The following is a 23,432-nucleotide window of genomic DNA, read 5'->3' on the forward strand; positions in this document are numbered from 1 at the left end:
TAACTCCTAGTAATTTTTTTTAGAATCTAATTGCATTGTAACAGGTCCATCATTTTCTAAAAGTACTTTCATATCAGCTTGAAATATTCCTGTTTTAACTGAAATATTATTCTCTTTAAATATCTCTAAAAATTCCTCATATTTTTCTCTAGCTTCAATACTAGATAAACTGTTATCAAAACTAGGCCTATTTCCTTTTCTACAATCACCATATAGAGTAAATTGCGATACAATTAAAATCTCATATGATTTATCAATAACTGATAAATTCATTTTAGAATTATTATCTTCAAATATTCTTAGATTTACAACTTTTCTAAAAATATAATTTAAATCTTCAATAGAATCATTTTTTCCAAATCCGACAAAAAGAAGAAGTCCCTTATTTATTCTGGACACTTCTTTTTTATCAACTTCCACACTAGCAAAATTAACTCTCTGTAATATGGCTCTCATTATGCACCTACTCTATAAACGTCGAGAATACCTTTTAAAGATTTTATTTTATTAATTAATCTATCAAGTTCATCAATATTCTTAATTTCTACAACAAAATTTGTTATAAAAGTTTTATCTTTACCTGTTTTTGCAGTAATTCCTACCAAGTTTAATTTTGATTCTGAAATGATATGAGCAACATCAGCCAATGCTCCAACTTGATCTAGAGATATAACAGCAACTTCAACTTTATAATATAAGTTTTTAGCATTTGTCCACTCTACAGAAATTAGTCTATCTCTATTTGAAACACTTTTTACATTTGGACAATTACAATTATGAACGGAAATTCCTCTTCCTTTTGTAATATACCCAACTATTTCATCCCCTGGAAGAGGATTACAGCATTTTGCAAAACTAACTTCTATATTGTCAATGCCTTTTACAATTACACCTTTTGAATTAAGTTGATTTCCTGATTTTTCACTCTTAACTCTATTAATAATATCATCAGCAGATTCCTGATAATATTCTGTATAAAAATCTTTTAATTTTGGAATAATTTGTTTAATGCTAATACTTCCAAATCCTATTCCTGCATACATTTCATCAATAGTATTAAAACTTAGTTTTTTTGCAATCTGTAATAACCACTCATCTTTTAAAATTTTACTATAAGTAAATCCTAGTCTTCTAACTTCTTTTTCAAGCATATCTCTACCTTGAACTATATTTAAAGCTCTATTTTCTTTTTTGAACCATTGTTTTATTTTAGTTCTTGCTTGAGAAGATTTTACTATTTTTAACCAATCTTTACTTGGACCTGATGAATTTGGATTTGTAAGTATTTCTACAATATTTCCATTTTTTAATTTATGATTTAATGGTACTATTCTTCCATCTACTTTTGCTCCTACACAGTTGTTACCAACAGCAGTATGAACTTTGTATGCAAAATCAATAGGTGTTGCACCAGCAACCAAGTTAATAACATCACCCTTTGGAGAAAAAACGAATACTTCATCAGAAATAAAATCCTCTTTAAATGATGTGATAAATTCTCTATTATCATTTACTTCTCTTTGCCAGTCCATAAGTTGTCTAAGCCAAGTTAATTTATCATCAAAACTGGTACTTCTATCTACTCCAGCTTTATATTTCCAATGAGCAGCAATTCCATATTCTGCAGTTTTATGCATTTCAAAAGTCCTAATTTGAACTTCAAAAACATCTCCTGAATTACTTATTAAAGTATTGTGTAATGATTGATATAAATTAGGTTTTGGTACAGCAATATAATCTTTAAATCTTGAAGGTATGGGTTTCCATTTTGAATGAACAATTCCCAAAACTGCATAACAATCACTAATAGTAGGAACAATTATTCTAACTGCTGTTAAATCGAAAATCTCATCAAAACTTTTATTTTGTTTATACATTTTTTTATAGATACTATATAAACTTTTTGGTCTTCCACTAATTTCACCTTGAATATTATGTTCTTTTAAACTAATAGTTATTTCATCAATAATATCATTAATTATTTTTTCTCTTTCACTTCTTTTTTTCTTAACTCTCTCAGCTAAATCATAATATATTTCTGGCTCAAGATATCTTAGAGATAAGTCTTCTAGTTCCCATTTAACATTACTCATACCTAATCGATAAGCTAAAGGTGCATAAATTTCTAAAGTTTCTTTTGCCTTTTCTAATTGCTTGGCTTTTTTCATATATTCTAAAGTTCTTATATTATGAAGTCTATCTGCTATCTTAATAATAATAACTCTAATATCTGAATTCATAGCTAATAACATTTTTCTTAAATTATCTGCTTGAGATTCTTGTTTACTTTGATACTTTATTTTCTTTAATTTAGTAACACCATTAACAAGATTAGCAATTTCCTCATCAAACATTTCTGCCATCTCTTTAAATGTTACTTCCGTATCTTCCAAAATATCATGCATAAGTCCTGCTATAATAGTAGCGTCATCCATATATAAATCAGCTAGAATATTAGCAACAGCAACAGGATGAATAAAATATGGCTCTCCTGAATTTCTAAATTGTCCTTCATGGCACTCCTTTGTAAAATTATATGCTTTTGAAATTTTTTCAAGATCAGAATTAGGGTTATAGCTTTTAATTTTTAATAATAATTCATCTAACATTACACTCACCTCCTACCTTAAATCTTTTATTAATAATTGAATAGACTTTGTATTCATATATTCATTAATTACAGGTGTATACAAAATATCTATAAATTTATTTTTTATATTATATTGTTCATTTACTATATCACTAGTTTCAAATTTCTTATTTAGATACAGAATATACTTATCAAAATTTGTAAAAATAATTCCACTATACTCATTTTCATCTTGACTTAAAACTAATTTAATAACATTTTTATTATTCCCGATAATAGATAAAGATTTTATTTCTACATTTCTAGTACCAAATAAAGGTTCAGGATTTGCTTTACCATATGGTTCTAGCAATTTTAACTCTTCTACTATATTAAAATTTAGTAATTTAAAATCTAATGAACAATCTATTTTAACCTTTTCTATAAAATCTTCTGAATTTAAACCAGAATTTTTATTTAGTTCAACTCTTAATACGTCTAAATTATTTATATTAATCGTAAAACCAGCAGCCATTGCATGTCCACCTAATTTTTCAAATAAATTTGGAAATTCTCTAAGCTTTGAAATAATATCATAATCTTCAATACTTCTTGCGCTTCCCTTTAACATACCTTCTTCTTTCGCATTAGTAAAAACTAAAGTTGGTTTATAATAAAAATCTTTAATTCTCCCAGCAACAATTCCAGCAATTGATTCATGAATAGATTCGTCATAAACTACTATAATATCATCTTCATAGTACATATTTTCTTTTATTTTTAAAATCACCCTTGAATATGCTTCAGTAGTTAAGCTTTTTCTTTTTTCGTTTAGGTCAACTAATTTTTTTGCATAATTTTCAGCAACTTCTTCATTAGTTTCTAGAAATAAATCTACTCCAATACTTGCTGATTCAAGTCTACCAGCAGCATTAATACATGGTCCTAATTTAAAACCTAAAGAAGTAGTAGTAACTTTAGTTACTCCATTTTCTACTTTTAATTTGTTTACTCCTATATTATCACTTGTATTTAATATTTCTAATCCTTTTTTTACGAAAAATCTATTTTCATCAACCAAATCAACAACATCACAAACGGTTCCCATAGAAACAAACTGTAACAAGTCAATTAAATAATTTTCATCTCCACCTAATTCATCAAATAATGCTTGCATCAATTTAAAAGCCACACCGGCACCACATAATTCTTTAAAAGGATACTCACAATCTACTCTATGAGGATTTATAACAGCTATAGCTTTAGGTAATATTTGATTTCCTTCATCGTCAAAACACAATTGATGATGATCAGTTATAATCATTTGGATATTAAGTGAATTTGAATATTCAACAACATCAAAAGCTGAAATTCCATTATCGCAAGTTATGATTAAATCAACTCCATCTTCTTTTGCATTATCTACAATACCTTTTGAAATACCATATCCATCCTCAATTCTATGTGGAATAGCAAAGCTTATATTATCTGTGAAATAGCTAAGTCCTTTATATAAAACAACTGTTGCTGAATTCCCATCTTGATCATAATCACCAACAATTTGAATATGTAAATTGCTATCTATTGCTTCTACAAGTATTTCTATTGCTGTATCTAAATCTTTCATCAAAAAAGGATTATGAAGGTATTTATAATCTGGATATAAAAATTTTTTAACGTTATTGTAGTCTATTTTTCTATTTGCTAAAAGTTGACATGTAATATATGAAAATTCACTATTATTTAAGAAATTTTCCTTAGTTAATCCATTATCAGATTTTATAAACCATTTTTTCATAAATACCCCCAAATTATTGATATATTATTTATAAAGAAAAAATAGACGAAATCCGTCTATTTGTTTTAAATTAATTTTCTTCAGTATTATTATCTTCATCCTCATCTTCTAAAGATGTTTCTGATTCGTTAATTGTAGAATGAATAGCAGATTTTATAAATTCTAATTTAGTTCCATCATCAGATGTTTCAATTACAACATCAGTATCAGTTAGCTTTACAATTTTGCCTTTAATACCACCTATAGTTATAATACTATCTCCTATTTTCAAATTATTTCTCATTTCCATTATTTCTTTTTGTCTTTTCTTTTGTGGTTTTATCATAAAAACATATGCTAATAACATAAAGCCACCAATCAAAACAAATTGCATAGTTAATTGATCCATATTATTCCTCCTAAATTGAAATATATGTCTATATTTTAACATAAAATCAATTATAATTCAAATATTTCTAAGATAATTTATAAATAAAAAATTTTAAAAAAGCTAAGAATTTTCTTAGCTTTTTTTATTATTTATTAATATTTTTTATGAAATACAAATTTTTCCATCTAAATTTACAAATTTAATTGTAGAATTAGGTTGAATTTTACCTTCTATTATTTTTGTAGCTAATTCAGTTTCTATATGTTTTTGAATGTATCTTTTTATAATTCTAGCTCCATAATTATAAGAGTACGTTGAATCTAAAATTAACTTTTTACAGCTATCATCTAAAATTATTTTTAAACCAATATCTTTTAATCTATCCTCTATTTCTGAAATAGTCATATCAATAATCTTGTAAAGCTCTTCTTTTTGTAAAGGTTTAAATAATACTATATCATCAACCCTGTTTAAAAACTCAGGTCTAAAAGAATTTTTTAATTCATTCATAACTTTATCTTCAGCTTCTTTAATTATTTTACCATTTTCATCTATTCCATTTAGCAAGTAGTCAGAACCTATATTAGAAGTCATAATAATGATTGTATTTTTAAAATCTACAACTCGTCCTTGATTATCTGTTAGTCTTCCATCATCTAATACTTGTAATAGAATATTAAATACATCAGGATGTGCTTTTTCTATTTCATCAAATAAAATGACACAATATGGATTTCTTCTAACTCTTTCTGTAAGTTGTCCTCCTTCATCATAACCTACATATCCTGGAGGAGCTCCTATTAATCTTGATACAGAATGTTTTTCCATATATTCACTCATATCTATTCTAACTAAATTTTTCTCGTTATCAAACATACTTTCACATAATGTTTTTGCTAACTCTGTTTTACCAACACCCGTAGGGCCTAGGAAAATAAATGACCCAATAGGTTTAGTTTCATCTTTTAATCCACTTCTTGATCTTAATATGCATTCTTTTACTAAATTAATAGCTTCGTCTTGTCCAACTACTCTTTTGTGTAAAATTTCTCCAAGGTGTAATAATTTTTCTTTTTCACCTTCTACTAATTTCTTAATAGGTATATTTGTCCACTTAGAAATTACCTCTGCGATAGTTTCCTCGGTTACTTCTTCTTTTAAATAACTTTCTTTTTCTTTCTTTTTCTCATTAAGCTCAGCTAATTTTAATTCCAGATTTGCAAGCTTGCCATATCTCAATTCTGAAAGTTTTTCAAAGTCATATTCTCTTTCTGCTTTTTCAATATCAATTCTAACTGAATCAATTTCTGATTTTACAGTCTTAATTTCATTAATATCCTTTTTATCACTTTCCCATTTAGCAAGCTCAACATTATATAAATTTTTAACATTAGAAAGTTCAATTTCTAAGTCTTCTAATCTTTTTTTACTAATTTCATCAGTTTCTTTAATTAAACCAGCTTTTTCAATTTCTAATTGAAGAACTTTTCTTCTTAAATTATCAATTTCTTGAGGCATTGAATCTATTTCAGTTCTTATCATAGAAGAAGCTTCATCCATTAAGTCAATAGCTTTATCTGGCAAAAATCTATCTGTTATATATCTATCACTTAAAGTTACACAAGCAATTACAGCAGCATCTGTTATTTTAATTCCATGGTGAATTTCATATTTTTCTTTAATTCCTCTAAGTATTGAAATTGTATCTTCAACAGTAGGTTCTTTTACTAATACCTTTTGGAATCTTCTTTCTAACGCGCCATCTTTTTCTATATATTTTCTATATTCATCTAATGTTGTTGCTCCAATTGTATGCAATTCTCCTCTAGCAAGCATAGGTTTTAACATATTAGAAGCATCTAAAGCTCCATCAGTTTTTCCTGCACCAACAAGAGTATGAATTTCATCAATAAATAATATTATTTCCCCGTCTGAATTTTTTATTTCTTCTAGAACTACTTTTAGTCTTTCTTCAAATTCTCCTCTAAATTTTGCTCCAGCAATTAAACTTCCCATATCTAGTGAAAATATTATTTTATCTTTTAAACCATCCGGAACATCATTATTAACAATTCTTTGAGCTAAACCTTCAACAATTGCAGTTTTACCAACACCTGGCTCGCCAATTAATACGGGATTATTTTTTGTTCTTCTTGATAATATTCTAATTGAATTTCTAATTTCTTCATCTCTACCAATAACTGGATCTAATTTACCATTTTTAGCTTCTTCAGTTAAATTTCTTCCATATTTTAGTAATTCTTCACTAGTACTACCATCTTTACGATCATTTTTCATATTCTTAATTCCCATTAATGCATATTTGAACGAATTATAAGTGATATCATACTTTTTAAAAATATCTGATGATTTTATATTTTTTTCTTTTAGAAGAGAAAGATATATATGTTCAGGTAAAATTAAACTATCTCCAGTTCCATTTATCTCATCTTCAGAATTAAGTAGAATTCTTTGATAAACAGTATTTGGATAAATGTTAGTTGAGCCATATTGTGATGGTAAATTTTCCAGTGCTACCTTTACATCATTTCTATAATCTTCAATTTTTACATTCATAATATTTAAAATCTTAATAATAATATTGTCTTTATTAATTAATGCTATATGTAGATGTAAATCTGATATTTCTACATTCGCATGTTTAATTGCTATACTCTGTGATTCTTCAACTATATTCATTGCATCACTACTAAATTTTTCTAAATTCATCGTATTCCTCCTTCTATTTTGTTAATATTTTTTTATTAAACTTATAATAATTTTTTTAATATATATTATCACAAAAATAAATTATTTAATTTTAAAAATAAAAATTTTATTCTTTTCATATTAATTCTCCATTAATTTTTTATACAATTCTAATTTATCAGGTGATAAATTCTTAGGATTATTTATAACCATTTCAAGATATAAATCTCCAGTTCTTCCTTTTAAATCTGTATATCCTTTATTTGGAATTCTAATTTTTTTCATGCTTTCTATATTAGCAGGTATTTTTACTCTAACATTTCCATTTAAAGTTTTAATAACCTTTGTAACTCCAAAGTATGCTTCCCATGGATACAAACTAACAGTTTTTATTAAATCTAAATCTTCTAATCTATATTCATCATTTATAACATTAATTTTTACAAAAATATCTCCATCAAGTTTATATTTATCTCCATTAACTTTTACTTTTTTTCCTGATGTAATTCCTTTAGGAATTTTTACTGTTATTTTTTGAGGAGAATTATTTATATTTACATAAAGTTCCCTTTCAATACCAGAATATGCTTCTTTAACTGATAAGTTAATGCTTGTTTCATATTTTTGTCTTTGTGGTTGTCTTTCAAATCCTGAAAATGGTCTAGAATTAGTAAAACCATCAAAACTTGAAAATCCACTAAAACTAGAAGAATTTTCACTACCAAAAAACATATTAAAAAAATCAGAAAATTCTCCCATACTACTTGAGTTATAGGATGTTTTAAACCCATAATTTCTTGGGTCAAAATTATCTCCACCATTAAAATTATAATTAGAACCAAACATATCATACTGTTTTCTTTTTTCCTTATCTGATAATACTTCATAAGCTTCATTTATTTCTTTGAACTTATTACTGGCAGACTCATCATTTTGATTAACATCTGGATGATATTTTTTTGCTAATTTTCTATATTCTTTCTTAATTTCCGCATCAGTAGCTGTTTTATCAACACCTAATATTTTATAATAATCTTTGTATTCCATATATCCCTCCGTATTTGACTATCTTTGACCTTTAATTTTATTATACCCTATATAAAAATTTTAAACAAGATTTTAATATAAAATTTTTTCTATTTCACTTTCTAAATATTATAAATATGAAATCACTTGTATTAATATTACTTATATTGTATAATAACATTGTTAGATAATATTTTAGGAGGTAAAATATGAAAGAAATTAACGCAAAAGGTTTAGTGTGCCCTCAACCTTTGATTTTAACAAAAAAAGCTGTTGAAAGTTCAGATGAAAAAGATTTTTTAGTCATAGTTGATAATGATACTGCTGTAAAAAATCTAGAAAAATTTGCTAAAAGTAGTAATCTTGATTTTAAATTTGATAAAAAATCAGATCAAGAATTTAATGTTTATGTATCAAAAAGTAATAATACAGAAATAAAAGAACCTACTCAATTTTGCTCAGTTGACAATTCTGACAATACTGTTATTGCGATATCAAAAAACTTTATGGGAAATGGATCTGAAGAATTAGGTAAATTATTAATTAAAGGATTTATTTATACTTCAAGTGAATATGATAAATTACCAAAAACAATAGTATTTTTTAACTCTGGAGTTAAATTAACTACAGAAGGTTCTCCATGTTTAGATGATCTTAAAAAGCTACAAGACAATGGAGTTGAAATTATTTCCTGTGGTACTTGTCTAGATTATTATGGACTTAAAGAAAAACTTAAAGTTGGTGAAATAAGCAATATGTATACAATTTACGAAACTCTTTTCAATGCAGGAAAGGTTATTAATATATAAAAAAACCGGCTAAATTAAGCCGGTTTTTTATTATCTTATAGTTTATATGTTACTACTCCAATTACATTTTTATTGTAATTGTTAACATTTTGTAATAGTTTTTCAAAAGCTGAATATCTAGTAATTCCATATTCTTCAATAAATATAACATTTTTTAAATTTATAATATTATTTAGATTATTAGAACTAACAATATTTATATTCTCCATATTTAAATTATTTATTTTTTTAATAATATTAGAATTTGATGAAAGAATAGTTAATTCTTCTAAATTTTCTTCATTTTGTTTATATTTTAGAACTTCTAATAACTCATTATTGTTTTTTATTTCTTGAACAAATTTTATATTATATTTTCTATAATCACCTTCTCTATTCATAGTTGGATTAAATATATATATAATAAAATTCATTAATGCGACTAAAATTAATATAGCAATTTCTATTGCAACAACTTTTATTACTAGTTTTTTTAAACTATAACCTGAATTAACATTTTCTTTTGAGCTTAACTCTTTAGAATAATTTGATTCAAGTTTCTCTATAGTTACATCGCTATATACATTTTTATATTTATTTATTAATTCATCAAACTTTTTTTCAATTAAATCATTAACTAATTTACTAGGAGTTAATATTTTTGCAGAAACTCCTAAATTTGTTGAAATATAATTTATCACAACTTTTTTATCCCAATAATCAAAATTAGAATTTTTTAAAGTAGTAGCAGATGTATCTAATTCTTTAGCCATTTGATTTAAATCTTCATCACTAACATCATTAAATAAATACGCTCCATTTAGATTTAAAGTCAATAATTTTTCATAAAAATCAGCAAATCCTCTTCTACCATAAATCCAATTTATATTATCATTTTCAGGTGCTGTAATTTTATAAGAAACATAAGTAGAATATTTTACCCCTTCCTTAGTTACAGTTTTTTTATTTATTGTTTTCAAAACTAATGGACAAACCAAAGCAATACTCAAAACTATAAATGTAATAATATTCAACAATCTTTTTTTGTAAATATTGGAAAATAAATCTCCTATTGAATAATTTTCAAACATATCAAATCTCCTTAATTTTATAAATTGTATACGAATTATCCTTCGATATTAATTTTGCTACTACAAAGATCAAAACTATTAAAAACCAATATTGGAATGTTAATAGAATTGAAAAGCTTTCAGAAAAACTACTTCTAGGCATAAAGAATAAATTATTAAGTATAATTAATGAACAAATAAATGGTAAAGTTTTGTTATTATATGAAACATTTAACATTCTAATAAACAAAAATCCTAAAAACATACTAAATAAAAATACACCTATAAAACCATAGTCAGTATAATTTTCCATTATAAAACTACTTCCTAATCCATGTCCTTGTAAGTAATCATCTTTTATTGCAATATATGATATATTATGAGAGTAGCTATTACTTCTAATACCAAATTCTATACTATTTGTTGTTGCTGTATAAGGTGTTGTATTAAATAGTAACAAACCAAGGTTACCATGAGTAAAATATTCAATTATTGGTCCAAATGTAAAATTAGTAAAACTTCTTACTGCAATATTACTATTATATAGAAAACCTCTAGCTAATACTCCAAAACTTGTTCCTTGTTTGTATATAAAATCTACAAAAATGTCAAAAAATCTAAAAGTAGAAACAGATAAATTATCTCTAATATAATTTAAAAGTCCCATTCCAACAACTATTATTGGGATACTTGTATATATAACTAATCTCTCTTTTAAACCAATCCATTTGTTCCTAATATCTTCCTGTCCTCTTATAAAATAGTAAATAAATGAAAATATAAGAGTTAAAATAAATGGATTTCTTGTTCCAATTACTAAATAGATTGAATTCGCAAACAAATTACTTAATAATACTATGGTTGCATTTCTTTTATTCGGTTTAGATGCCAAGTAAATACACATTGAATATACAGTAAAAACTGATAGAATATATGTAAAATATGGCAAACTGCTTTTAAACTCCGCATAATAAGTGTAATAATCAGTATTTAGTTTAAATATTAACCTTTCTATTAATCTTATTACATAAAAAGGGTATGTTAACATATATACAGTAAGAGAAACTATCCTAACATTTTTTAACCATATAATTTTATCTTTTTTTTCAGTGATATTAAGATTATTACTCTTCTTTGTATCAATTAGCGATCTAGAAATTAATCCTCCTATAAATAAACCTAAAAGAGAAATCATCACAACTATAAACGAAAAAATATAAGCATCTTTCTGATAAGTGTTAAAACTGAATTCTCTTAAATAATCTATTGTTGGTCTAGAAACCAAAAAAATAAATATAGTAATATAGAAAAATACATGTATTATATAATATTTTATATCAGTAAAACAAAATATAATCAAACTTACAAAAAATGATAATAGTGTAAATAACAATACATCTAGTCTATCTGTATATAAATAACATATACCAAGCAATAATGTAAATATAAAAGATAATGCTGTAACTAAAGAATAAATTTTTTTAAAACTAATATTCATATAATTATCTCCACTAATCTAATAATTCATCTACATTTTTAATTTGTTCAGGAATAGTAAATTTAGATATATAACTTGACATTTCAGAATAATTAATCTCTTTTTTATTTTCGAAAAAATCAATTATATGATTGCAAGCATCATCTGTAGAATAAATTATTTTTCCAAATTTACCATTATTTGATAATTCTTTAATGCCACCAACATCTGTTGATATAAAAGGTACTCCTAAAGCCAAACCTTCAACGATTGCCCCCGAAAAACCTTCTTGTTTTGACATTGATAACATTAAATCCATTCTTTTTATATACTTATACGGATTTTTTTGATATCCTAAAAAATGTATATATTTATCTAAACCATCTTTAGCTGTCAACTCTTTTAAACGTGACTCTAAATCACCTGAACCTATAAAATATAAATGATATTTTTTATTTTTTTCAATGTGTAATCTTTTAATTGTTTCATAAACATCTAAAGAGCCTTTTAATTTCTCAATTCTTCCAATTACACAAATTGAATTATTTTCAATTTTAAAATCAATATCTTCTTTTGACTTATCCATTATACTTTCAAAATCATATCCATTATAAATTGTAATAACTTTATCTTTGTATTCAGGATATACTGAAATTATTGATTCTCTAGTTTTTTCAGATACCGAAATTATTTTATCAACATTTTTCAAGTGTTCTCTATGACTATTTCTTTTCTTACTATCATTGATAAAATCTTCAATACTACCATGGATCCATGCAATTTTTTTTACATTATCATCTTTTGAATATACAAAAGGGGGATTTATAATAGTAAATGAAATTTCAATATCATATTTATCTTTAACCATTAATTTTCTTACTAACCCAGGAAAGAACTTTCTTATTCTCCATAGAATAGCCCTTTTTAACTTTGATTGTCTATAATCTTGCCAAGGTTTCAATATTCTTATACTATTGTTAATAGGTTCATATCCTTTATCAAAATGTTCTATTTCAAGAATATCAATCTGATATTTTTCTGGATCCAGATTATTAACAATAGTTGATAATATTTTTTCTGCTCCTCCTCCTAAAGAAAAAGACCATAAAAAAAACAAAACTCTTTTTTTATTCATTTAATCACCTTATTTCCAAAGTTCTTTATAATTGATGTATCCATTATTTAAGTCTAAGAAAAGTAAATCATGATGAGGTAATTGCTTTTCTTTAGGTGGTAATGTCATATAATCCCCAAAAGCAGTTTTTAAATAACCATCATATCCTATTGGAATGGGCATTTTTGTATCTTCAAAATCAACATATATTTTATCAATAAACCATTCTTTTTTATATTTTTTTTTCATATAATATGGTCCCGAACATAATTCAGTTATATAATCTGAATCTTTAAATTTATACTTAGTCATTTTTTTCTCTGCTATTTTCCATATCTTATATCTTATTTTTTTTGATTTAAATATAGATAGTAAAATTTTGGATACCTTTTTCTTAAAACCACCATGCTTTTCAGGTAAAACTTGAGCGCAAAATAAAGAATAAATTAGCCCCCACATTAACTGAAATTTTCGTTGATAATCTCCAGAAGGACATCCATCAAGTGGTATTATATCCAACGCAACACCATGACTAATATCTAAACCTTTCTGATAAGGTTTAATTGCTGTAGTATCATTATCTCTAATAGTAATAAACAAATTATGATCAACTAAATTTTCATTTGCTTTAACAAGTGAATATTTTTTTGTATTTGCCTTTTCGTTCCATAGTAAGGCTAATTTTTCATAATCTTCTCTTGGCATAAAAAAATCTAAGTCGTCATCCCAAGGTATAAATCCAGAATGTCTTAAACTACCTATTGCTCCACCACCACATAGATAACAAAGCAACTTATTTTCTTCACAAAAAGAAACAAAATATTTACCCATTTCTAAACTTTTTAGTTGTAACTCTCTTAAATTTATTTCTTCCATATCTTTATAAATTATATTAAATTAAATATTCCATTTTGCAACAGTCTTGAAAGGTGTATTTAAGTCATTTTTGAAAAATCTATGAATATCATCAATATTCTTTATTTCATCATCTTCAAAAACAATAGTTTTAAATCTATTTTGTATTTTTTTATTTTCAAGCATTTTTACCGCTTCTATAAAATCCTTTCTTCCTGATCTAGAACATCCAATTAATGTTAATCCTTTCTCTAATATATCTCTAGTATTAATAGCTACTTTATTTTCACTAACACCCATAAGCATAACAGATCCTTGAGGTTTAATGTATTTAATTATACTATTTATTGCATCCTCACTACCTGGTCCACCAGCACACTCAAATGCATGATTTGTATAAAAATCTGTAGGGATATCATCACTAGAATAAACATGATCAACAAATGAAAACATCTTCAATTTTTCTAAATTTCTACCAACTACAACTATTTTACTATTAGGTAATTTATATTTAAGAACATTAGCCATTATAAATCCAAGACTTCCATTCCCAAATACTGTAATAGTCTCTTTATCATTACTACTATTTTTTTCGAATCTATCAAAAGCATGAAAACCAACTGAAATAAATTCTAAAATTGAAGCAACAGAAAGATCTATATCATTAAACTTAACTAGTCTATTTGGTGAAATTTTTACAAACTCTCTCATAAATCCATCATGACCACTTGAAAGAAAATATGATCCTTTTACATAATTTTCATAAAAACTTTCATCATAATCATCAGGAGGAGTATTGGGTATCATAGATACTTTATCTCCAACATTAAAAGTATTTGTAGGATCAAAAACTACTTCACCACATGCCTCGTGTATTGGGGCCATTGGTAATTTTTTTTCTAAAACTTTAGGATCTCTTTTTCCAAGATAATATCTTTGATCAGCATGACATAATGAAACATATAAAGGTTTAACAATTACTTTATCACCCAAAAAACTTTCATCAATATATTTTACAGAAATAAATCCTGGTTTTATTAATTGAAAAATTCTATTAATCATTTAAATTCTCCATAAGCATAGCTTTAGCAATCTTCAAATCTGTTACTGTTGTAATTTTTATATTTGAAAAGTCTCCATTAACAAGAAATACTTTTTCTCCATTTAAAACAAATATTTTGCATGCATCAGTTAAAATATTCTTTTCTTCATCTGTTAATTTACTATAATATTCCATAAATTTATTAATTTTAAATGTTTGAGGCGTTTGACCTTGAAACATTGTTTTTCTATCTGGAATTGATGAAATAAAATTACCATCTTCAGAAACTACAATAGTATCAAATGCTGGTACAACAGTATCAATAATATTATAAGATTTACAATTTTCTATATTTTCTTCTATCATTTTAATTGATACAAAAGGTCTAACTGCGTCATGTGTAATTAAAATATCATCGTCTGTTAAGCCATTATTTTTTTCAATGGCTGAAATAATATTAATAATTGTTGAATTTCTATCTTTTCCTCCATCCACAACTATTATTTTTTCTGATAAATAATTATAATCTTTTTCAATAATATCAACTAGATAGGAATTCCAATCAGGATTAACCCCAACATAAATTCTATCTATTTTATTAGATAATAAAAACTTTTCAATTGTATGAATTATAATAGGTTTATCTCCAATATTCAGAAATTGCTTTGGCATATTAGAAATATTCATTCTACTACCAATTCCTCCAGCAAGAATTCCTGCATAAATCATTTTTTAGTCCTCCTTATTATATGTTTTTAAAAATGATGGAATTTTTAAAAATCCTATCAATGTACCATATCCATAACTAATATGTAAAAGAAAAAAAACAATCGGCAGTAATAGATTGTATGGATTAAATTTTCCTTTAAATATTGAACTCAATGACATTAAAATATTAACTATAAGATATGAACCAAATACTAAAATAAATAAATATTTAGTATAAAACAATGCAATAGTTGAAATAAACAATGATACCAAAAAAGCAAATGGTATATAATGATATAAATTCAAACACTCAGGACAAACTGCAGTAGTAAGACCTATCCACATTCCATTAGCTTTTTTTTGTTTAATCATTTTAGAAAGAGAATTTCTAGTATGTTGATACGATACAATATCATCATCATAGCAAAGTTTATATCCTGCATTTCTAATCCTATAGTGAAATTCATTATCCTCAGTTCTTAATAGTTTTTCATTAAACAAACCAACTTTTTCTAATACTTCTCTTTTATACATAGCGTGAAACATTGATTTAACATATTTTTTTCCAGAAGTATTCCTAAATGGAGCAATACCACTTCCAAACATAGAAGACTCAGCTTCTAATAACATTCTTTTATATAGAGTATCCTCATCTATTATATTAGGTCTTTTTCCTCCAGAAACATATTCACCGGATTCAATATTTTTAACATTTTTTTCTATAAAATCTTTTGGAATGGATGAATGAGCATCAATTCTTACTAAAACATCTCCAGAAAAATTATTTATTACCAAATTCCAACCAGCAGATTGTATTTTTTTAGGATTATCTATAATTTTTATATCTACAAAATCATTATCATTTTTGAAGTCTTGCATAATTTTCTTTGTATTATCTGATGAAAGACCATCTATTAAAATAATTTCAATTTTATCATGAGGATAAGTCTGCAATTTAAAGTCCTCAAAAAGAGAAGGTAAGGTCTTTTCTTCATTTAAAGCAACTACACCAATACTAACCTTCATTATTTTTTCCTCCTAAAAATACCGAAAAAAATGTTTTAAACATTATTTTTATATCATATAAAAATGAAAATCTTTCAATATATTCAATATTGTATTTCATTTTATCAGGTAAAATATAATTTACATATATATCATCTATATTTTCATTATCTTTCAAATGTTCTGAAATAATTTCATCTTCATCTTTATAATTTATACTAGAATATGAAGTAAGTCCTGCAGGTAATAGCAAAGTTGCATACATATAATCTGAATATTTTTCGACATATTTTGTAACTTCTGGTCTTGTTCCAACAAAACTCATATCACCTATTAATATATTAAAAATTTGAGGAAATTCATCTAATCTATATTTTCTTAGAAATTTTCCAACCTTTGTAATACGAGCATCTGATTTTACTGTTACAAGAGTACCAATTTTATCTGCATTTGTAACCATAGTTCTAAACTTAAATATTCTAAATCTTTTGCCATATTGTGTTACTCTTACCTGTCTATAAAACACACTTCCATTCGAATCTAATTTAATTGCTATAGAAATTATAATTATTGGAATAAATAAAATCAATAAAATTAAAATAGAAAAAATTATATCAAATATTCTCTTAAACAATAAACTAATTTTCTTTCTAGAAACTATTTCATAATACTTTTTTACAGCATCATTTTGAAATTCTTTTGGTAAATCTTTATATTTTATCAAAATATTTTCTCCTTATTTAAACTATGTATTATAATATCACATATTTAAAATAAAGTAAAATTATAAAACTTTAACATCTCCATCATAAACTAATCCACCAACAGTATCAATTGTTACAATTTGGCCATCTTTTATTACATTATTAGCATTTTCTGCTCCTATTATTGTAGGAATATTAAAATGTAAAGCAATAATAGCTGCATGTGACGTTAGTCCACCTGTTTCAACAATTATTCCAGAAGCTCGATCTATATATTCTACATACTCTCTATCAGTAAATTTAGATACAATAATATCTCCATCTTTAAATTTATTACTTAAATCATCTATATTATTTATAATACAACATTTTCCAGTAATAGATTCTTTTCCAACTCCAAAACCTTTTATAAGTATTTTTCCAACTGTATGAACTTTAATTAAATTTGTTGTTCCTGCAACTCCTACTGGAATTCCAGCTGTTAAAACTACAGTATCCCCATCATTAATATAATTTGCATTTAGTGCAGTGGAAATTGAACGTTCAATAACCTCATCTGTATGCTCTGACTTTTGAGAAATTAGAGAAGTTACTCCCCAGTATACTTGCAATTTTCTTCTAACTTTTTCAGAATAAGTAACAGCTAAAATATCTACAAACGGTCTAAACTTTGAAATTGCAATTGGAGTAATACCAGAAGCGGTAGCACAAATTATAGCTTTTGCTTTTAAATTTTCAGCAATCTCTTTTGTAGATAAACTAATTGAATTCATTATATTCAAATTATCATGTCTGTTTTTATTTTTTATACTATTTTGAAAATCAAATGAATTTTCAGTTGTTATAGCAATATTATTCATAACTTTAACTGCGTCAATTGGATATTTACCTGCTGCTGTTTCACCAGATAACATAACACAGTCACTACCATCTATAATAGCATTTGCAACATCTGTTACTTCTGCTCTTGTAGGCCTTGGATTTCTAATCATTGAGTCTAACATTTGTGTAGCAGTTATTACTGGTTTTCCAATTAGATTGCATTTTCTAATAATTTCTTTTTGAATTTTAGGTATAAATTCTGTCTTGATTTCTACTCCTAAATCCCCTCTAGCAACCATTATTCCATCAGATGCTTCTATAATTTTATCAATATTTTCAACACCCTCTTGATTCTCAATTTTTGAAATTATTTTAATATCTGAATTTTTTTCATCTAAAATTTTTCTAATTTCAAAAACATCTTCAGGTTTCCTAACGAATGATGCTGCAATAAAATCTAAATCATTATCTATTGCAAATAGAATATCTGATTTATCCTTTTCAGTAATAGATGGTAAATGAATAATTTCATTAGGAATATTAACTCCTTTATTACTCTTTATTATTCCGTTATTCTTTACTAAACATTTTACTTCTTTATCAGTTTTTGAAATCACTTCCATTTCAACTAATCCATCATCAACTAATATTGTCCCACCTACTTTAACATCATTAGGCAATAATTTATATGAAACAGAACAAATTTCATGATTACCTAATACTTCATCAATTGTAAAAGTATATATATCACCAGTCTTTAATTCAACTTCATCAACACTAAATTTACCAAGTCTAATTTCTGGACCTTTAGTGTCTAACATTATTGCTATAGGAATATCTAATTCTTCTCTCGCTATTTTTATATTATCTATTCTTACTTTATGTTCTTCTTGACTTCCGTGTGAAAAATTTAATCTACAAATATTCATTCCACTAAGCATTAATTTTTTTAAATTTTCAACTGAATCAGATGCTGGTCCAATTGTACATATAATTTTTGTTTTTTTCATATTATTCTCCTAAATTGATAGTTCATCAACTATATCATACATACTTTTATTAAATATTTTTTTACTTGAAACAGCTTCTTCTATAGGTACATACTCAACTTGATTATTTTTAAAAGATAATGCTAAATCTGTTTTATCTTGTAATAACAATTTAACAGCAACACTTCCCATTTGACTAGCTATAATTCTATCAATTGAGCTTGGAGTCCCTCCTCTTTGAATGTGTCCTAAAACTGTAACTCTTGTATCAATTTTTGCTTTTTCTTGTATCTGTCTTTTTAGCTCATAAGGACTTAATATACCCTCAGTTAATACGATTATATGATGTAATTTTCCTCTTTTTCTTCCACATATAATCTTATTACATACTTTATTTATATCAAATTCTACTTCTGGAACTATAATACTTTCAGCTCCACCAGCTAAACCAGAATTTAGAGCAATATCTCCACATTTTCTTCCCATAACTTCTAAAATATTAGCTCTTCCATGAGAAGAAGATGTGTCACGAAGCTTCGAAATAGCTTCAATTACTGTATTAACAGATGTAAAAAATCCAATTGTGTAATCAGTATACCCCATATCATTATCTATAGTACAAGGTATTGCTATTGTCTTAATTCCACGTCTACTTAATACATTGGCACCTCTAAAAGTTCCATCTCCACCCAAAACAACAAGTCCTTCTATTTCAAAATCTTGTAAATTTTTAAGTGCTTTTTCTTGTCCTTCAATCGTTAAAAATTCTTTACTTCTAGCACTTCCTAAAATAGTTCCACCTTTTTGGATTATATCGGCAACACTAGATACATTCATTTCAAAAATGTCACCTTTAATTAGTCCATCATATCCAAATCTTATTCCATATATTCTAATTCCATGATATATACATGTTCTTACAACAGCTCTAATAACGGGATTCATTCCTGGGGAATCTCCTCCACTAGTTAGAATTGCAATTTTTTTCAAAATATCCCTCCATCAATTAATAAGAAATTTATCTTTCCCAAAAATATTCTCTAAGTCTTTTATTAAATCTTTATTAGATAAATCAAAATTATTTTCTAGCTTTAAAGTTTTATCTTCACTTAAAATATAGAGGATAACTTGATTATATCCTTTATATTTTTCTGATAAATCACCCAATATTTTTTTTGAATTTGTATCTAAAATATTCATTTTAATGTACAATTTTTTTGAGTATATTTCATTAATTTCATTAGCATCTATTATAGTGTAATTAGTATTTCCAAAGGAATTTACTGATATTTTTATAGAAATTTCATATATTTGTCCTTTATGAATATCTAAATCCTTTACATCTAACAATTCAGTGCTACTTGAAAAATCCTCTACATTAACAGTCTTTAACATAATATTCTTTTTATTTCTTCTTGTTTTAACAGAATTAACATAAACTATAGTCTTGTATATACCTTTATCTAAAACTTTTAAATCTAATAACTTCATACTATTGTTAGTTATTATATAATTTTTATAATCATCTAATGGATGAGAAGATATATAAAATCCTAATATTTCTTTTTCAAATCCTAATATTTCATCTTTTGAATATTTTTCTGTTTTTGAAAAATTTTCTTGCATAAAATCTGTACCTATTAAAGAAAGCTGTCCAGATAATTCATTTTTACTTTTTGATACTATCTGAGTATATAGATTTCCAAAACTATTTAATAGTTCTGATCTATCTTTATCAATTTCATCAAAAGCTCCAGATTTTATTAAATTTTCCACAGATTGCATACTAATGTTTTTAGAATTTTTAAGTCTTTCTAAAAATTCCTTAATACTTTTAAATAAACCATTTCTTCTTTCTTCAAGGATATCATTAGCTAGTAATCTATTAAATCCCTTGATTTGAGAAAAACCAATTCTCATACACTCATTCTCTGTGCTATTTTTATAAATACTAAAATTTACACTTGGTAGTAATACTTTTATACCCATTTTCTTTATTTCTTGGAAATATTGGAAAAATTGTCTTTCAAAGTTTATAACCGAATTTAAAAGACATACCATATATTCTAGAGGATAATAAAACTTTAAATACGCAGTTCTATACGCATTTAAGGTGTAACAAGCACTATGTGATTTGTTAAAAGCATAGTTTCCAAATTCAACTATTAAATCAAAAATATTACGTGCCAAGGCCTCATCTACGCCATTTCTAACACAGCCTTTAATTTTAATACTTCCATCTAAATCATCTAATCCGTAAATAAATATTTTTCTATTATATTCCATAATTTCCATATGTTTTTTTCCTATGGCTTTTCTTAAATTATCAGCTTGTCCCCAAGAATAACCCGCAAGTTCTCTAGCAATTTGCATAACTTGTTCTTGATAAACAATAATACCATAAGTAGATTTTAGATATTTTTCTAGACGTTTATCCAAATATCTTATTGCTTTTGGATTTTTTTTGTTTTTAATATAATTTGGTATTTGATTCATAGGACCTGGTCTAAATAAAGAGTTTGCAGCAACTAATTCATCAAAATTATCTGCCTTTAAATCCTTTAAAAATAACCTCATACCTGTGCTTTCAAACTGAAAAACTCCAATTGTGTCTGCGGTCTTAAATAAATTTAAAACATTCTTATCATCAAGTTGTATATTTTCAATATCTATAATTTGATTATAATTATTTTTTACTAATTTAATAGTATCATCGATAACAGTTAGAGTCCTTAAACCTAAAAAATCCATTTTTAATAATCCAAGCTCTTCTAATTCCACCATATTATATTGAGTTACTATATTTTCTCCACTTTTTGAAAGAGGAATATATTCTGTAAGTTCTTCTTTTGTTATTACTATTCCAGCTGCATGGATTGATATATGTCTATGAAATTTTTCAAATTTTTCAGAAGTATTTATTAATTTTTTTATATTTATATCTTCTTCATATAATCTTTTTAGCTCTGAACTATCCTCTAAAGCTTTCTTAAAAGTTATATCTAAACTACTTGGAATAAGTTTGGCTATTTTATCTACTATAGATAATTTATATCCTAATACTCTACCAATATCTCTTATTGCAGCTCTTGGTTTCATTGTTCCAAATGTTACAATTTGCGAAACATGATTTTTACCATATTTTTGAATAACATAATTTATAACTTCTTCACGTCTTTCGTTACAAAAATCTATATCAAAATCAGGCATAGAAATTCTTTCAGGATTTAAAAATCTTTCAAAAATTAATTCATATTTTATAGGATCAATATCTGTTATTTCTAGACAATAAGCAACAATAGAATTTGCTCCAGATCCCCTTCCTGGTCCTACTGGTATTTTATTATTTTTTGCAAAATTAACAAAATCCCAAACTATAAGAAAATAATCTGTAAATCCCATTTTATTAATAACTGAAAATTCATAATCTACTCTTTTTTTTATTTCGACAGTAATATTAGCATACCTTTTTTTCATACCTTCAATAATTAGACTATATAAATAATCCTCTTTTGTACTTATTCCATCAGGGACTATATATTCTGGTAAATGATAGGTTGAAAAATCAAATTCAACATTACACCTTTCAGAAATAATTCTTGTATTATCAACAGCATCCTTTAATGAAGAAAAGATTTTTAACATTTCATTTTCACTTTTTAGATAATATTCGGATTGTGTAAAATTCTCATCTTTTAGTTCTGACAGAAGAACTCCTTTTGATATACATCTAGCTATATTAAAAAGATTAAAATCAGTATTTTCTGTATAATGAACATCATTTGTTACAACTTTATTCAATGTATGTTCATTTGCAAATTCTATATACTTATTTATCATTAGTTCATCATTTTCTTCAAAATGAAAATTTAATTCTAAAAACAAATCATCATGGTGAAAAATACTTTTAAAATTGATTATTTCATTTTTTGCATTTAAATAATCACCGGATAATAAACATTTTCTAATATAACTTCTTCTTGAACCTATGATTAGAATTAAATTACTAGAAAATTTTTCAAGTTCATCTAATGTTATATATTCTCTATTTCTATTTTCAACTATATATAGATTAGAAACTAATTTACATAAATTTTTATAACCATGATTATTCTTAGCTAATAATATTATATTGTAAAATTCATTATTTGGGTATGATAAAGTAAGCTCACAACCTATTATTGGTTTTATTCCATTTTTTTTACATCTTTTGTAAAAATCTATAGCTCCATACATATTATTATAGTCTGTAATTGCCATAGCTTTAAATTCTAGTTCTTTTGCTTTATCTATTAATTTTCCAATAGGATTATAATTGTTCAACAAGCTATACTCAGTATGAACATTTAAATGTACAAAATTATTAGCCAAATTTATCACCTCTTT

At 25.3% G+C, this 23,432-nt stretch carries 18 protein-coding genes; 1 reads left to right on the forward strand and 17 read right to left on the reverse strand.

All coding sequences use genetic code 11. From position 1 onward, the window contains the following. Positions 1–6 precede the first annotated feature (6 nt). The 6 genes from dtd to LW893_RS02470 form a co-directional block, all read right to left on the reverse strand. Positions 7–456, reverse strand: coding sequence for a D-aminoacyl-tRNA deacylase (gene dtd / locus LW893_RS02445; RefSeq protein ID WP_233055634.1), 450 nt, complete (start codon positions 454–456; stop codon positions 7–9). After that, on the reverse strand, positions 456–2,609 hold the full coding sequence (locus LW893_RS02450; protein WP_233055635.1) for a RelA/SpoT family protein: 2,154 nt from the start codon (positions 2,607–2,609) through the stop codon (positions 456–458). The genes dtd and LW893_RS02450 overlap by 1 nt, the downstream gene beginning before the upstream one ends. Before the next feature lie 12 nt (positions 2,610–2,621). Continuing rightward, complete coding sequence (gene recJ / locus LW893_RS02455; RefSeq protein WP_233055636.1) at positions 2,622–4,367, reverse strand: single-stranded-DNA-specific exonuclease RecJ; 1,746 nt, start codon at positions 4,365–4,367, stop codon at positions 2,622–2,624. Positions 4,368–4,437: 70 nt separating this feature from the next. Then, entirely contained in the window at positions 4,438–4,755 is a 318-nt protein-coding gene (gene yajC, locus LW893_RS02460; protein WP_233055637.1) for a preprotein translocase subunit YajC, read from the reverse strand. Between the two features lie 144 nt (positions 4,756–4,899). Then, the gene (locus LW893_RS02465; protein ID WP_233055638.1) at positions 4,900–7,467 is read right to left on the reverse strand and encodes an ATP-dependent Clp protease ATP-binding subunit; all 2,568 of its coding nucleotides are present in this window, start codon (positions 7,465–7,467) and stop codon (positions 4,900–4,902) included. 120 nt (positions 7,468–7,587) lie between these two features. After that, positions 7,588–8,493 carry a DnaJ domain-containing protein gene (locus LW893_RS02470; protein WP_233055639.1) on the reverse strand — a complete coding sequence of 302 codons (906 nt, stop codon included), beginning with the start codon at positions 8,491–8,493 and terminating at the stop codon, positions 7,588–7,590. Between the two features lie 188 nt (positions 8,494–8,681). Here LW893_RS02470 and yedF point away from each other — a divergent pair, with 188 nt between their 5' ends. Beyond that, positions 8,682–9,281 carry a sulfurtransferase-like selenium metabolism protein YedF gene (gene yedF, locus LW893_RS02475; protein ID WP_233055640.1) on the forward strand — a complete coding sequence of 200 codons (600 nt, stop codon included), beginning with the start codon at positions 8,682–8,684 and terminating at the stop codon, positions 9,279–9,281. 35 nt (positions 9,282–9,316) lie between these two features. Here the strand turns inward: yedF and LW893_RS02480 are convergent, their stop codons facing one another. The 11 genes from LW893_RS02480 to dnaE are packed head-to-tail and all read right to left on the reverse strand — an operon-like array spanning position 9,317 to position 23,417. Continuing rightward, positions 9,317–10,351, reverse strand: coding sequence for a hypothetical protein (locus tag LW893_RS02480; protein ID WP_233055641.1), 1,035 nt, complete (start codon positions 10,349–10,351; stop codon positions 9,317–9,319). 1 nt (position 10,352) lies between these two features. Then, entirely contained in the window at positions 10,353–11,828 is a 1,476-nt protein-coding gene (locus LW893_RS02485; RefSeq protein ID WP_233055642.1) for an O-antigen polysaccharide polymerase Wzy family protein, read from the reverse strand. Between the two features lie 13 nt (positions 11,829–11,841). Continuing rightward, entirely contained in the window at positions 11,842–12,942 is a 1,101-nt protein-coding gene (locus tag LW893_RS02490; protein ID WP_233055643.1) for a glycosyltransferase, read from the reverse strand. A 9-nt stretch (positions 12,943–12,951) separates the two neighbouring features. Beyond that, positions 12,952–13,797, reverse strand: a complete 846-nt coding sequence (locus tag LW893_RS02495; RefSeq protein ID WP_233055644.1) for a LicD family protein — start codon at positions 13,795–13,797, stop codon at positions 12,952–12,954. Positions 13,798–13,818: 21 nt separating this feature from the next. Then, positions 13,819–14,838, reverse strand: a complete 1,020-nt coding sequence (locus LW893_RS02500; RefSeq protein WP_233055645.1) for a zinc-binding dehydrogenase — start codon at positions 14,836–14,838, stop codon at positions 13,819–13,821. Then, a complete protein-coding gene (locus tag LW893_RS02505; RefSeq protein WP_233055646.1) occupies positions 14,831–15,547 on the reverse strand; it encodes a 2-C-methyl-D-erythritol 4-phosphate cytidylyltransferase in 717 nt (238 codons plus the stop codon). Before LW893_RS02505 ends, LW893_RS02500 begins: the two co-directional genes overlap by 8 nt. A gap of 3 nt (positions 15,548–15,550) precedes the next feature. Further along, the gene (locus LW893_RS02510) at positions 15,551–16,552 is read right to left on the reverse strand and encodes a glycosyltransferase family 2 protein (RefSeq protein WP_233055647.1); all 1,002 of its coding nucleotides are present in this window, start codon (positions 16,550–16,552) and stop codon (positions 15,551–15,553) included. Next, positions 16,542–17,255, reverse strand: a complete 714-nt coding sequence (locus LW893_RS02515) for a sugar transferase (RefSeq protein WP_233055648.1) — start codon at positions 17,253–17,255, stop codon at positions 16,542–16,544. Before LW893_RS02515 ends, LW893_RS02510 begins: the two co-directional genes overlap by 11 nt. A gap of 60 nt (positions 17,256–17,315) precedes the next feature. After that, entirely contained in the window at positions 17,316–19,067 is a 1,752-nt protein-coding gene (gene pyk, locus LW893_RS02520) for a pyruvate kinase (protein WP_233055649.1), read from the reverse strand. A gap of 9 nt (positions 19,068–19,076) precedes the next feature. Next, positions 19,077–20,036 (reverse strand): 6-phosphofructokinase, encoded by a 960-nt coding sequence (pfkA, locus tag LW893_RS02525; RefSeq protein WP_233055650.1) that lies wholly within the window; start codon positions 20,034–20,036, stop codon positions 19,077–19,079. A gap of 12 nt (positions 20,037–20,048) precedes the next feature. Then, positions 20,049–23,417, reverse strand: a complete 3,369-nt coding sequence (dnaE, locus tag LW893_RS02530; RefSeq protein ID WP_233055651.1) for a DNA polymerase III subunit alpha — start codon at positions 23,415–23,417, stop codon at positions 20,049–20,051. Positions 23,418–23,432: the final 15 nt, after the last annotated feature.

The sequence above is a fragment of the Parvimonas micra genome, assembly GCF_021300775.1.
Classification (GTDB): Bacteria; Bacillota; Clostridia; order Tissierellales; family Peptoniphilaceae; genus Parvimonas.